This is a genomic window from Candidatus Bathyarchaeota archaeon (assembly GCA_026014725.1).
Lineage (GTDB): Archaea > Thermoproteota > Bathyarchaeia > Bathyarchaeales > Bathycorpusculaceae > Bathycorpusculum.
In genome coordinates this window covers 80449-93848 of sequence record JAOZHV010000022.1, presented here as the reverse complement: position 1 = coordinate 93848, position 13400 = coordinate 80449, and the positions used below count along the sequence as shown (strand labels likewise).

Below are 13400 nucleotides of genomic sequence, written 5' to 3'. Positions count from 1 at the left end.
TTTTATCAGTATTCTTGTAACTCTTCATATTTAAGGAGTAGCTTTTTTCCAGTCATTCATCAACATGTCATAACTCTCATCATTTTCCTCAATAATTTCAAACCAGCCCAAATTCTGCGCGATTTTCTGCGTCAACAAGTGGTAACACATGTGAACCTTCCTGTCAAGCACTCTAAAGTAAAAGTCGTCGCAGGGGCAGAACTCGGCTTCAGGCATAATCAGGTAATCACGCTCTCTGCCGATGACTATCCAAACTGTACGCTCGCTTGGATGAAAAACGTACTTTTTTACTCTGCCTTCTTTTAGCGCATCAAGGGCTTTGGTGAATCTTGAGCCGAAAAGCTCGTAGAGTTGGGTGAGATTTTCGCCGGAGAGTTTTCCTGCTGTTTTTGCTTCTCTACAAATAGCATTTAACGTGTCGATTTCAGAGTCGTTCATTGTTACACTGGCTACTGTAAAGAGATGGCGAAATGGGGGTTTTAAGGCTTTTTAGCCTATGTTGATTGGTTCGCCTTTGGGCTTTTGGGGCTCAGATTTTGGAAGAACCACTTCTAAGACGCCGTTTTTGTAGGTGGATTTTGCCTCTTTAACCCTAACTTTAGCGGGTAACTCAACTTCCTTATAATACTTGTATTGCGGTGTATCAACTGAAATTTCCAGTGAATCCTCAGTGCCGTGAAGTTTTATGTCAGTTTTTTCCACGCCTGGGAGTTCCACGACCACGCGGACTTCATCGTTTGTTTCAACAATGTCCACGAGTGGTTCGCGTTCTTCTTTTACTTGGGGTGTGCCTTTGAGGCCTTTTTTGAGGTTGCCGAACTCTTGGATTTCAGGCTTGCCATCTGGGCCTATTTTCATGCTGTAACCGTAAACGAATGGCCCTAGCTCTTTGACGGTGCTGCCGTCTGGCAGTTGGCGTTCTTTGACGTATTCTTTGGGGACTCTCTGCGCGAAGTTTTTGAGTTCTTCATCCATCATCCTTTCCATTTCTTTGAACATGCTGTCTATGTCGCTAAAGAACGGGTCTTTGGCTGGGCGCCTTTTTCTGAACCAGTCAGGGTAATCGTCTATATCTGAAGACATTCACAAGTCACCTTACATTAGAGTTTGTTTTTTCAATCCAATAAATTTATTGTTAGAAATAATAGTCTTTCAACATGTCTTTCCTAAGCGTTTTTAGCGGTATAGCTGATTGTGACTTTGTTGCTCTGCCCACTACCCTATCCCCCTATTTAAAGGGGTGAATTGTCTGGTTTTTACTACGTACATGAGCTCTGTGCCTGTTATTACGTACAATCAACCCTGCGATGTACGCAGTAAATAGAGAACCCTGAATGTACGTAGTAAACCAAAACGTAAACTGCAACAGCAACCTACCCCTCTATAGTTTCTGCATAGAATTTCTAATAGCATCCAAATAGGATACTAATAGACGCCAAATAGGATGGTGAGCTACGCAAATTTGGGTAGCGGGATGATTTACCAGCTTCGCAGTACAATCATGCTGTTGGTTTTCATGACGCCTTCGACGCGGCGTATCTTTTCTAGGCATTCATTAACTTCAGTTACATTCATGCCGCCGATGACTGCCACAATGTCGTATTCGCCTGTTACCTCATAAATTGTCTCAACGTTGGGGATGCTTCGAATTTTCTTTGACACTTCCTGTGTCGGAAACGAGGGGTTAATCGCAAGCAAAGTGATGGCTTCGGCTCCCTCTGCAACACCTATTTTAACAGTGAACTTTCTTATGACACCATCGTCGCTGAGTGTCTTGATTCTCTTACGCACTGCTCCTTCGGACAAACCTATTTTACTGCCGATGTCACCGTAGCCAGCTCTTCCGTCGTCTTTTAGGATTTTTATGATTTGCTTGTCTTTATCATCCATGTTTACCAGCTGCGTTGTTATTGGTTTGGAAAAATTTAACGTTTTTCATTACAAGTTTTTAATATTCCCTTCGAATTTCGTTAAGATAAATTGTTTATGCTTGCGTTTTTCATCAAATGTGGCGGTTCTGTGTGTCAAAAATGTTGCACCAAATGATACATTAGGAACCCATCTTGTAACAAATTAGTCGCAATGTTTAAAAGGTTCCCGAATAAATGAAAATGACATTTCCAATAAAATATAATGTGACGAATAAAATGATAAAACAAGTAAATCCCAAACCCGAAGAGTTGAAAACCATCAACAAAGCAAAATGCCCAGACTGCGATGCAGACCTCGATGTTCCAGCGGATACAGAGAAAGGAGAAATCTTAAGCTGCCCCGGCTGCGGACTAGAACTGGAAGTTAAACAGATCAAAGGCGGATGCGTAGACCTTCAAGAGTTAACGATTGAAGGGGAAGACTGGGGCGAATAAACAGTATCCACAAACCCATTTTCAATTGAAAACTCTCCTTTTTAAGGTAAAATTTTTTCACGGAAGTAGACAGCGATGAGCATTGCGCTTTTGTACGAGCGGTCGGAGAACGACGAAAACGGCATAAAACTAACCGCCCAGCAACTCGGCATAGAATTAACCTACATTCCATTCCGCAAAATCGCGCTCTCTATCTCAAAAGACGGCTTTACTGCCAAAACCAAGGGCAAAGACTACACAAAAACAATACTTGACACAAAAGTCGTGCTCAACCGTGCACAAAGCAAAAACCGCCGCCTCCAAGCCGCCTACCTCATGGAAGCGCTTGGCAAAAAAAGTTTCAACTCATCGCAAGTCGAATTCTTATGCTATAGTAAACTCCGCACACTACTGAACCTCTACAAAGCAGGCATACCAATCCCCAAAACCGTCTTCGTGCCCTGCGACCCAGTTGACCTAATGAAAAGCGGCAAAGAAATCCACAACGAAAAAGACATCGCAGACCTCTTCCAGCAGGAAATCCCCCAAGAAGAAGGCATAGTCATCAAAGCTGACGCTGGCACTCACGGCAAAATGATAATGCTCTCAAAAAGCACAGACGAACTCATCGCCAACATCCAAGAAACAAAGCCATCCATAATTAACCCAATTGGTGTAGTCGCTCAAGAACTAGTCCAAAAATGGTTCTACGATTTGCGAATAATTGTTTCCAAAGAAAAAGGCAAACAACCTGTTTGTTACCACACGGCTATGGCAAGAGCAGGTTTCAAAGATTTCCGTACAAACACTTTCCTTGGCAACTTGGTTTTCCACGCTAAACTGCCCCTTAGTGTTCAGGAGTTAGCGGTGAAATGTGGGGATGCCCTTGGCAAAGGTAGCGATGCTTGGATATTCGCGCTTGACGCCATGGTTAACGTAAAAGAAAACAAGAATGCCGACGAGTCCTACCTCAAAGCTGAACTTGAGAAAGCAGCGCAAGCTTTTCTAGCCGTTCAAAAAGTAAAGGCAGATGAGACACGCCTAACAAACTTTGAGGAATGGAACAAGAAACTTGAAAAAGCCTTCCAAAAATATACTAATACTTCTGCTTACGAAAATATTAAAAACATAATTGAAGAAAGCGTAGAAAACAACCAGAGCGCTCTTGTGTTTCATGAGTCAAACTCCTGTCCAGAGTTTTGGGAGAACACAAGACTCGCAACAGGACTCAACGTGGCTATCCCATTGCTGAAGGGTGCTCAAAGCCTAATTGACCATTAAATTAACGGGAGAGAAAAAGAAGAATGATGAGAATTGGAATAATCGGCGGAACAGGATACGTTGGAGGAGAACTCCTAAGACTGTTACTGATGCACCCGCAGGTAGAGGTAACAATGGTTACTTCTCGCCAAAGCGCAGGAGAATTCATCTTCAACGTACACCCAAACCTGCGAGGCTTAACACAACTAAAATTTGTACCCCAAGACATGGCTGAACTACAAAAGAACTGTGACCTAGTGTTTACAGCTACCCCACACGGTGGCGCAGTTAACCTAGTCCCAAAACTGCTTGAAGCAGGCTTAAAAGTCATAGACATGAGCGCGGACTTTCGCCTCAAAAACCCCGCTGACTACGAAACCTACTACGGTTGGACACACGCTCACCCAGAAATGCTAAAAGAAGCCGCATACGGACTGCCAGAACTTCACCGAGAAGAAATAAAAAAAGCAAAACTTGTCGCCTGTGCAGGTTGCGAGGCAACAGCCGCCATCTTAGGCTTAGCGCCCATCGTGAAGGCTGGACTCATTGACAAAGACAAAATCGTAGTGGACCTAAAGGTTGGCTCTTCTGGTGGCGGCAGTAAAGCAACACCTGCTTCTCATCACCCTGAACGCTCTAACGGTGTGCGTCCCTACAAAGTCGTTGGGCACCGCCATATCGCCGAAGTTGAGCAGGAATTAAACGCTATTGGAAGCGAAAAAGTCAAAATCTCGTTTACCCCGCATGCAGTCAATATTGTACGTGGTATCTTAGCAACTATTCACACTTTCCCAACGCAACCCATCGCTAACAAGGATTTATGGAAAGCTTTCCGCGGCATGTACGGCAACGAACCCTTCATACGTATAGTGAAATACCAGAAAGGACAATTCCAGTTGCCCGACCCAAAAGTAACCATGGGCACAAACTTTTGCGATGTGGGCTTTGAAATCGACGAGCATGCAAACCGTCTCATACTCTTCTCAGCGTTAGATAATATGGTTAAAGGTGCCTCTGGGCAAGGCGTGCAATGCCTAAACTTACTCATGGGCATAGATGAAACCACAGGCCTCAAGAGCACTGGGTTCCACCCGATGTGATAGGTATGTTGCTTGTAATAAAAATGGGCGGAAGCATCCTAAAAGAGGGCGCATCAACCGATTTAGTCGCAGACCTAAAAGAAATCACAAAACAACACAAAGTTATCCTTGTCCACGGCGGAGGCGTGGAAGTCACAGAGATAGCCTCGAAGCTGGGCAAAGAACAAAAATTCATCATTTCCCCTGAGGGTTTCAGAAGCCGCTACACAGACAAAGAAACAATCGAAATCTACACCATGGTTATGGCAGGTAAAATGAACAAACAAATCGTTTTGGCACTGCAGAGCCAAGGAATCCAAGCAGTTGGCTTAAGCGGATTAGACGCGGCAATCCTAAAGGCTGAGCGCAAAGCCCGTCTCATCGTTGTAGATGAACGCGGACGCAAGAAAGTCATAGATGGCGGATACACAGGCAAAATAACACAAGTCAACACCGAACTCCTAAACCTGTTGCTTGAGAAAGGCTATGTGCCCATAGTGACTCCTGTCGCGTTAAGCCAAGACAACGAACCCCTAAACGTTGACGGCGACCGCACCGCAGCCATAGTCGCAGGAGCACTCAAAGCAGACAAACTAATCCTACTCACAGATGTGGAAGGTTTGATGCTTAAAGGTGAGCGTGTTCCAAAAATCGCCGCAACCGAAGTTAAAGAAGTGCTCTCCAAAATCGGCGGCGGCATGAGCACCAAAGTACACGCTGGGCTAGAAGCGCTAAATCAAGGCGTCAAAGAAGTCCTCATAACTTCAGGTACAGCTAAACAGCCCATCACATCAGTTTTGAATCATCAAGTCGGTACAGTGATAACAAGTGAATGAAAAAGAAATAATGGACATTGAAAACCGCTACTTAGCAAACGTATTCTCAAAAAAACCAGTCGTCTTCACAAAAGGCAAAGGCGCACTGCTCTGGGACATTAACGGCAAAGAATACGTTGACTGCGCAACCAGCTACGGTGTGGCACTGCTGGGGCATTGTCACCCAAAAGTTGTCGCTGCCATAAAAGCGCAAGCTGAACAACTAATAACTTCGCATAGTTGCTACTACAGCGATAAACGAGCAGAATTCATAGAAAAACTAGTCCAAATAACGCCTAAAGGCTTAGACAAAGCATTCCTCTCAAACAGCGGCGCCGAATCAGTTGAATGCGCCATAAAACTAGCCCGCAAAGCCACAGGCAAACCAGAAATAATCGCACTCATGGGCGCTTTCCACGGAAAAACGATGGGTGCCCTATCAGCCACATGGGACAAAAAATACCGCGAACCCTTCATGCCGCTTGTTCCAGAAATCAAACACGTTGCCCCAGACAACCCAGACAAACTCCGAGAAGCCATAACGGAAAAAACAGCCGCAGTCCTTATGGAACCAATTCGCGGCGAAGGCGGCGTACGTGTCCCACCTGACGGATACTTGCCAGCAGTGCGGGAAATCTGCGATGAAAAAGGCGTCTTGCTTATCTTTGATGAAGTGCAAACAGGCTTCGGTCGCACAGGCAAACTCTTCGGTTGCCAAAACTGGGGAGTCACACCAGACATAATGTGCATGGGGAAACCGTTTGCTGGAGGCTTACCAATCGGCATAACCATAGCTAAAGAAAACATCATGTCAGCACTCAAAGTTGGCGAACACTCAACCACTTTTAGTGGTAGCCCACTGGTTTGCGCCGCTGGATGCGCCGCCATAGACGCGCTCTTGGAAGAAAAGCTGGTTGAAAAAGCTGCTGTCAACGGCAAATACTTCAAAACCCAACTTGAACAATTACAGGCGAAGCATAAAATCGTCAAGGAAGTTCGCGGTTTAGGCTTCATGCTCGGCATGGAGCTTCGTTTTGATGTTCTTAACGTTATTCTAAAGGCGCTTGGTAGAGGTGTTCTTGTGCTTGACGCTGGCAGAACAGTAGTGCGCATGCTTCCGCCGCTGGTTATCGAAAAAGAACAAATCGATAAAGCCATCAGCGTTCTAGATTTAGTCCTTGGAGAAGAAGAAAATGAACGAGCAAGCAGCAGTACGGTTCCTAACTAACCTGCTAGGCATCTACAGTCCCTCAGGCGAAGAAGAAGACATAGCTAACTTCATAGCGGCAAGCATGAAAAAGATGGGGTTTGAAGTAGGCAAAGACGACATTGGCAACGTAATCGGTGTTGTCGGCGAAGGCGAACCCGTCATCCTCTTATGCGGACACATGGACACCGTAGCAGGGCACACGCCCCTACGTATAGAAGAAGGAAAAATCTACGCAAGAGGCGCAGTAGACGCTAAAGGCCCACTTGCCGCAATGATAATAGCCGCTGCACAAGCCGCTAAAGAACCCGCCTTTAAAGGTAAGATACTGGTCGCATGTGTGGTTGAAGAAGAAGCCACAAGCAAAGGTGTGCGCCACTTGATAACACAGGGCATCAAAGCTGATTACGCAATTTTTGGTGAACCCAGCGGCGTTGAGAACGTTACAATCGGCTATAAAGGTCAGATTCAACTAAAAATCGTAATTAAAACAGAAACTGGCCATTCGTCCACTCCTTGGCTCTTTGAAAACGCATTAGAGAAGGCTTATGAACTCTGGGCGCAAATTAAAGCCGCCTGCCCATATCCCTCCCTTGAACCTGAGGAAACCCCGTTCGGAGCCATAACAGTCTGCCTTGTGCGTGTTGTGGGTGGAAAAGGCAACTCGGTTATTCCCTTCGAGGTTGAAATGAACCTTGATGTACGTGTGCCAATCCAGTTCTCCACATCGCAAGTTTACGAAAAAATGCTAAAAATAATAGCAAACTACCAAGCTGCCAACCCTAAGGTGCAGATTAAACCCATGGTTATGGATACTGTGGAACCGTTCGAAGCAAACACGTCCTCACCACTTGTGCACGTGCTGTCTTCTTCAGTTCGCAAAGTACTAAACAAACCTGCAAAACTGTTGCGGAAAACCGGCACAGGCGACATGAACATTCTAGGCAAAGCCATGAACCTGCCCATTGTCACGTATGGTCCTGGCGAGTCCCATCTTGACCACACTTTTGATGAGCACATTGTCATCGACGAGTACTTGCAAGCTATTCAGGTTTACAAAGAAGCGCTCTTAAAACTGTCCGAACTGCACAACAATAAGAATGGGCAAACACAGAAAGCCGAGAACAACTTGAACGCATGATTATAGGGCATTAGCTTGCGTTTTTTTGGTAACTGCTTTATACCCCCTCCAAATAATAAGGGATGCATCTCTACCGAATTTGGCTATTTCGAGGATGGAACGTGCAAACCCAAGCACCAGAAAACCGTGCAAGCGAAAACAGGGAAAGTCTGTTAGTCCTTCCATTGATATTGACTTTTCTAGCATGCGCTTGGCTTGTGTACACGTTCGAAAACCGCTCATGGATACCCGCGCTCAATCAATGCGTCGCTTGGATACTTAACCCCCAAATAAATTATACTCCAGTCCAAATTGCTGGGGTTCCCTGGGCTTTTTTAGCTACCATCGAAGTATTAATTCTTGGCTTTGCATCTTCTTGCCTGCTACTGCACAATGAGAAAGACACAAGCATAAAACTCCTAAGCATAATAGGTTTAGGCTTCGGCTTCACAGGATTCATAACAATCATCCTTGGCATCCTGCAGAACCTGTTTGCACTACCTTTAAACGCCGTAATACTGATTGTCAGCCTTAGCTTTCTGTTAACTATTTTCTTAAGAAAAAAACTAAAGGAAAGATTAACCTTAAAAGAAATCGTCACACCGCACTTCTCATTAAAAATTGCAAGGCCGCCAAACTGGAAATTTTGGTTACCCATCTGCGTTGCTATCGGTGTAATTTTCTTCCTTTGCTTCTATCACGCACTTTTAACAGTCATTATACACTGGGATGCTATCGTGTACCATGCAGCAATGGCTAACATCATGTACAAAGAACACGGCATTCCAGTAATCGCAGGGCCATCAATCGGAATCCAGATGAGCGCAAATTTTCCACCTTTGTTTTCTGCGCTCGGAGCATACTATTACATTCAGATAGGCACAATCGAAGATTTCTTTTTACGAGTAATTCCACCAGTGATGGGTCTTCTCACAGTTCTTGCAACATACAAACTTGGAGAGGTTATCGCTGGAAAAAAATTCGGATTGATATCCGCCTTGATTCTTTCCCTTACACCATTATTTTTCCGCTATTCCATCTATGCAACAAGCTACGCGATTCTTACCTTCTTCTGCACAGTTTCAATACTGTTTCTGTTACTTGCCATAACCAAAGGAGACAACAAATACTGGATAAGTAGCGGAGTATTCTATGGCTTTGCCCTCTTAACTTCATACATAACATTGTATCTTGCACCGTTTTTACTCATTGCACTACTTGCATATCTTCTGCACAAGAAACATTCGCTGCAAATCATCAAGAACACCGTCCTTATCAAAAGAATCCTGTTGGTACTCGTTCCCGCTTTAATCATCGGCGGCGTATGGTACCTGCGAAACCTTGTCTTAGTCGGCAACCCAATCTATCCCAACGCCTACACCGTGTTAGGCGGAATAAACATCGACCCGCTAATTATGCAAACAACAATCAACGGCATAAAACAGTCGGCATTCAACAGCTACTTCGGAGAACCCGGAGTTCCCTTATTCGACCAAATAATGATTTTCCTGACTTATAGGACAAGTTTTCCAGCAATCTCCTTCTTTACAATACTAGGACTTGTTCTGTTGCCCACTGTTAGTAACAAAAAATTGTGGCTAATAGCAATCTGGCCTTTATCTTTGAGCCTGCTCATCATGAGCGGTATCACGTGGGGTTTTCCTCACCACATGGTGTTTGCAATGCCGGGATTTGCTTTCGTAAGCGCTTTGCCAATCATGAAAGTATTGGAAATGACTAAGCGATACGAAATTAGTTATCCAAAAGATACTTTACGCCAAATTTATAATCGCTTGCCTTCTATCCGCAAGAGCACCCTCATTAGGGTGGGCTTGGTGGCAATATTGTTTGCATCTTTTATTTTTCCCAGCTTAACGCTTTGTATGGGTGGGAAACTGTATGAAGAGAACCTTGTTGATAAGGTGTCTGAGGATTATTTGTGGCTTCTAAAAAATCCTAACGGTGACTTGTGGCTTTCATTAAATCAGTGGTATAATGAAACAATCTCTTGGAAATGGTTAAATGAAAACTTGGCTGAGGGACAAAAAGTAGCCACTATCGACAACAGAATTTACTATATAAAAAATTGCAGTAACGAATACTTCTTCTATCTAGACGGCTGGGAAGCTAGGGAACTGTATAATATTACTGACCCAAACGAGATGGTTGCGTTTCTCCGTAGCCAAAACGTAACATGCATCCTTGATGTTGACTGGGCGCGACTTCACGGTCATTTTGATATACTGCCACTGGCTAAGTATCTGGGTGCGCCGTCTCCATATTTCCCAACTATATTGGACCCAGAACTTAATAGCAGGATTTTCAATGTTGGTCCTTTGAAAAGTCCACTAACAGATAACTCTTCAACCCCAGTTTCTATAAGTAAAGAGGGATGGAGCCAAGTTAAATCAATCAATGGCGTGGCTGCGCAGTCTATCGCGGCTGGAAATGATACTTCACGACTGTTTGTCGAAGCTACTAACTTGACTAGTTTAAAAATAACTTATCTTGATGTCGGCAAAGACCCTGTTAGTGTAAACTTGCATGACCCATATACCCAAAATTGGATTAATGGGTACGCTGTTATTCCAAGAAATAACACGGGGCAATGGCGGGAATATGAAATCATGGCTCCTGTGGTCGAACAGGGCTTTTTTGAGTTCGGGTTCCATGCCTACAAAGAAGATTTCACGGTAAGCAAGATTTATGCTGCACCTTACGAATCGCAGGGAAGGGCCCTAATGCCTTCCTTTAACAGCACCTTAAGCATGGAGTTAATGAATAGCACCAGTCCTTATACGCTCACCGTTTACGTTCCAATGTGGAACTACAGCAAACAAATCGAAGTCGCCACAAATTCTTATGAAAAAGAAGTCTGCATAGAAGTCTTCGAAGGCATAATCCACCCCTCGGAAACTACAAACTGGTGGGCACGCCATGCGCTGGTCGATAGAACTCCTAACTCTATAACGAGGGGAGAAATTAACCCATCAATAGTTTTTGAAACGGAAAAATCTGGTCTATACACAGTTGTTGTAATAATGAGAGAGACATATGAGAACCCAAAGGTGGACGTGCATATATCGATAGGGGGAAACGCTACATATTCTGGCAAACCTTAACTAATTTAACTTTTGAAGCATCTGAGCGATGTTCAGCTTTTACAGCACAAGACATGTGGAATCCATGAGCACACGGAAAATCAGTCTACTCTTAGCAAGTCTCAGCATCGTTTCCTTATTCGTTCTTTTTTTATTTCTAAGCTCAAATAACGTGTTCCCCACACCAATTGAATCAATTCCCCTCGACGGCGGATGGGGAGGTCTCTTTTTCATATTTGTCAATGGCTTTTTTTTGTCGGTTATACTATATCAAAATAAATTAGGCGTTATAGAGCGGTTGTTGCTTTCGATTGGTTTAGGTTTTGGAATTAACTTTGTAGCCATGATTCTGCTGGGACTTTTATGGGAATATTCATTTTTAACAGTGCTCTTGATTCAACTGATTCTCTTTATCACTTTAAGTTCAACTGCGGTGTTGAGAGGATTCCGAATAAAACTTGCCCCTTTCTCGTTAAACACACAAATCGATTTTCGAATAACAAGATTCAACATTTTAACCGTAGCCTTGATGGTTATTATCGGCGCACTAGTTCTTCTTGGATTATACAAAACATTGGCATTACCAGCCACAGAATGGGATTCATTAGGATATGGACTATATTATGCCAAAATTATTTTTCAAAACGGCAAAATTCCGCTCATTGCTGGACCATCCATAGGTTTAGAAATGAGTGCAAGTTACCCACCAGGAGTTCAACTTACCGCTGTCTCTATGTATGCACTGGCTGGGGCTTCTAATGATTTCTACTACAGAATTCTTTCACCAATCTTTAGCTTGGCTACCGCATTGGTTACATACAAATTTGCAATGTCACTAAACAAAAACAGAACCTTCTCAATCTTTGCAGTTTCTGCATTGTGTGCTGTTCCCTATTTTTGGGAACTCTTCATTCTGGAAACCTATCTCATGGCTCTAACATTCATGGTTACAATGGCAGCCTTTTTCTTCTTTAAGGCACACCATGCAAACCCGTCTGACGCCAAAAAATATGAATTTATTGGCACATTGTTTTGTGGTTTCGCAGCGCTTACAAGTTATATTGGTCTAGTTTCTTTTGGTATTTTGATACTTTACGCAATACACAAAAAATTAGTCCCTAACCGCTTAATGGGCTTAATTGGGCTTGGTTTAGTTGTTGTTTTACCTTGGTACACTCGCAATTTTATGTTGCTCGGCAATCCCTTGTATCCCTTTTTTGGTATCGGCAAATACTTAGACCCCCTGTTAAGAACTTCGACGCTACTCCACTTCCAGCACTACACCTTAATTCCATTACACGGCTTAGCTACTGTGCTAAGCCAACTGGGAGCTTGCCTAACGATAGTGGCAATAGTGTATCTTACTTTTTCTAAGCGAAAAAACCTTTTTTATGCGCTCTCTGTTTACGTGTTACTTCTCTGCCTTACGATAATGGCGTTTCACGTGGCGTTTCCACGTTACCTAATAATTGCATCCCCAATCTTGGCGGTGCTTTTCTCCACAATTTTCACACTGAAGCCGAGAGCACCGAGAGTTTCACAAATTACCGCTGGAACGCTTCTGTCGCTGATTATTCTTTCAAGCGTATTGATGGTTCCGTTTACAGTTAAACCTCAACCTGAATCTGGAGCAGATAAATGGCTCTACCTGTCGCGGACATTTGAAGAAGGCGATGCTTGGAAATGGATTAACGAAAACACTCCAGCAAACGCTCGAATCGCAACCTTTGACATAAAATACTACTATATTGAACGGGACGTCATGCCCTTGGACGGAAATGAATCAGCACCACTATACAAAATGCAGACTATTGAAGAAAATATAAGGTTCCTGCAAGAAAGAGGCGTAACACACCTTCTCAGCGTGCCATGGGCTAGCCCAACAGACAATAGGGTGCCGCCTGCTTACGAGAACTGCACCCTCACAAAATACCTCGGCGACAGCCGCTATCTGCCACCACTCTTTGTTGGAGTAAACGGGACAGCTGTCTATCATGTGGGACCAGTTGATAAAGAAACACTTTACCAAGCTTTCGCACAGAACGGCATGGTTCCACCACTAAAAGACGTAACATTTAACCTGACAATTACAAACACCACACAGCCTAGTATGGGCAAATTTTACCTGCCTATTCCTGTTGACTACCGAGGCGGATTAATGATTGCCACAGTTACCAGTTGTAAACCCGTCAACGTCACATTATATAACGGGCTAGTCGATAACATCCAAGACTACAAGCCAATAAGAACACGCTCTGGACTATGCAATAACACGTTAGGTTTAGAAAGCTCAGGGTTCATATGGAGAACAGAAAAAGCAGGCTATTACACATTCTACATTATAGATGCTGAAGAAAGCCCGGCAAACACTTTTATTGTAACCGTAAATTTGAGGTTCTACATTAACTTGCATCCTCAACTTATAAGCGCTTAAGCATTTGCAGAGTTAGCCGAAATGAATGAATGGAAAAAC

At 43.8% G+C, this 13400-nt stretch carries 11 protein-coding genes; 8 read left to right on the top strand and 3 right to left on the bottom strand.

Going from position 1 to position 13400, the window contains the following annotated elements:
• Positions 1 to 30: 30 nt before the first annotated feature.
• From NWE95_02910 to NWE95_02900, 3 genes are all read right to left on the bottom strand, one after another.
• Positions 31 to 438 (bottom strand): hypothetical protein, encoded by a 408-nt coding sequence (locus NWE95_02910; protein MCW4002846.1) that lies wholly within the window; start codon positions 436 to 438, stop codon positions 31 to 33.
• Positions 439 to 489: 51 nt separating this feature from the next.
• Complete coding sequence (locus NWE95_02905; GenBank protein ID MCW4002845.1) at positions 490 to 1083, bottom strand: Hsp20/alpha crystallin family protein; 594 nt, start codon at positions 1081 to 1083, stop codon at positions 490 to 492.
• Between the two features lie 396 nt (positions 1084 to 1479).
• Positions 1480 to 1890: an Lrp/AsnC family transcriptional regulator gene (locus NWE95_02900; GenBank protein ID MCW4002844.1), complete on the bottom strand. Its 411-nt coding sequence runs from the start codon at positions 1888 to 1890 to the stop codon at positions 1480 to 1482.
• A 257-nt stretch (positions 1891 to 2147) separates the two neighbouring features.
• On the opposite strand from NWE95_02900, the gene NWE95_02895 reads away from it, so the two are divergent.
• The 8 genes from NWE95_02895 (at position 2148) to NWE95_02860 (ending at position 13361) form a co-directional block, all read left to right on the top strand.
• Positions 2148 to 2366, top strand: coding sequence for a lysine biosynthesis protein LysW (locus NWE95_02895; GenBank protein ID MCW4002843.1), 219 nt, complete (start codon positions 2148 to 2150; stop codon positions 2364 to 2366).
• 75 nt (positions 2367 to 2441) lie between these two features.
• On the top strand, positions 2442 to 3626 hold the full coding sequence (locus tag NWE95_02890; protein MCW4002842.1) for a hypothetical protein: 1185 nt from the start codon (positions 2442 to 2444) through the stop codon (positions 3624 to 3626).
• Positions 3627 to 3652: 26 nt separating this feature from the next.
• A complete protein-coding gene (argC, locus tag NWE95_02885; protein ID MCW4002841.1) occupies positions 3653 to 4705 on the top strand; it encodes an N-acetyl-gamma-glutamyl-phosphate reductase in 1053 nt (350 codons plus the stop codon).
• Between the two features lie 8 nt (positions 4706 to 4713).
• On the top strand, positions 4714 to 5520 hold the full coding sequence (locus NWE95_02880) for a [LysW]-aminoadipate/[LysW]-glutamate kinase (protein ID MCW4002840.1): 807 nt from the start codon (positions 4714 to 4716) through the stop codon (positions 5518 to 5520).
• Positions 5513 to 6727, top strand: a complete 1215-nt coding sequence (locus tag NWE95_02875; GenBank protein MCW4002839.1) for an aspartate aminotransferase family protein — start codon at positions 5513 to 5515, stop codon at positions 6725 to 6727. Before NWE95_02880 ends, NWE95_02875 begins: the two co-directional genes overlap by 8 nt.
• Positions 6693 to 7847 carry a M20/M25/M40 family metallo-hydrolase gene (locus NWE95_02870; GenBank protein ID MCW4002838.1) on the top strand — a complete coding sequence of 385 codons (1155 nt, stop codon included), beginning with the start codon at positions 6693 to 6695 and terminating at the stop codon, positions 7845 to 7847. The genes NWE95_02875 and NWE95_02870 overlap by 35 nt, the downstream gene beginning before the upstream one ends.
• Positions 7848 to 7948: 101 nt before the next feature.
• Positions 7949 to 10948, top strand: coding sequence for a glycosyltransferase family 39 protein (locus tag NWE95_02865; GenBank protein ID MCW4002837.1), 3000 nt, complete (start codon positions 7949 to 7951; stop codon positions 10946 to 10948).
• A 64-nt stretch (positions 10949 to 11012) separates the two neighbouring features.
• Complete coding sequence (locus NWE95_02860; protein MCW4002836.1) at positions 11013 to 13361, top strand: hypothetical protein; 2349 nt, start codon at positions 11013 to 11015, stop codon at positions 13359 to 13361.
• Positions 13362 to 13400 lie beyond the last annotated feature (39 nt).

What these genes read in the sequence shown, in the direction of transcription:
- NWE95_02910 (MCW4002846.1), bottom strand. Translation starts at nt 438, where the DNA reads ATGAACGACTCTGAAATCGACACGTTAAATGCTATTTGTAGAGAAGCA.
- NWE95_02905 (MCW4002845.1), bottom strand. Translation starts at nt 1,083, where the DNA reads ATGTCTTCAGATATAGACGATTACCCTGACTGGTTCAGAAAAAGGCGC.
- NWE95_02900 (MCW4002844.1), bottom strand. Translation starts at nt 1,890, where the DNA reads ATGGATGATAAAGACAAGCAAATCATAAAAATCCTAAAAGACGACGGA.
- NWE95_02895 (MCW4002843.1), top strand. Translation starts at nt 2,148, where the DNA reads ATGATAAAACAAGTAAATCCCAAACCCGAAGAGTTGAAAACCATCAAC.
- NWE95_02890 (MCW4002842.1), top strand. Translation starts at nt 2,442, where the DNA reads ATGAGCATTGCGCTTTTGTACGAGCGGTCGGAGAACGACGAAAACGGC.
- argC (MCW4002841.1), top strand. Translation starts at nt 3,653, where the DNA reads ATGAGAATTGGAATAATCGGCGGAACAGGATACGTTGGAGGAGAACTC.
- NWE95_02870 (MCW4002838.1), top strand. Translation starts at nt 6,693, where the DNA reads ATGAACGAGCAAGCAGCAGTACGGTTCCTAACTAACCTGCTAGGCATC.
- NWE95_02860 (MCW4002836.1), top strand. Translation starts at nt 11,013, where the DNA reads ATGAGCACACGGAAAATCAGTCTACTCTTAGCAAGTCTCAGCATCGTT.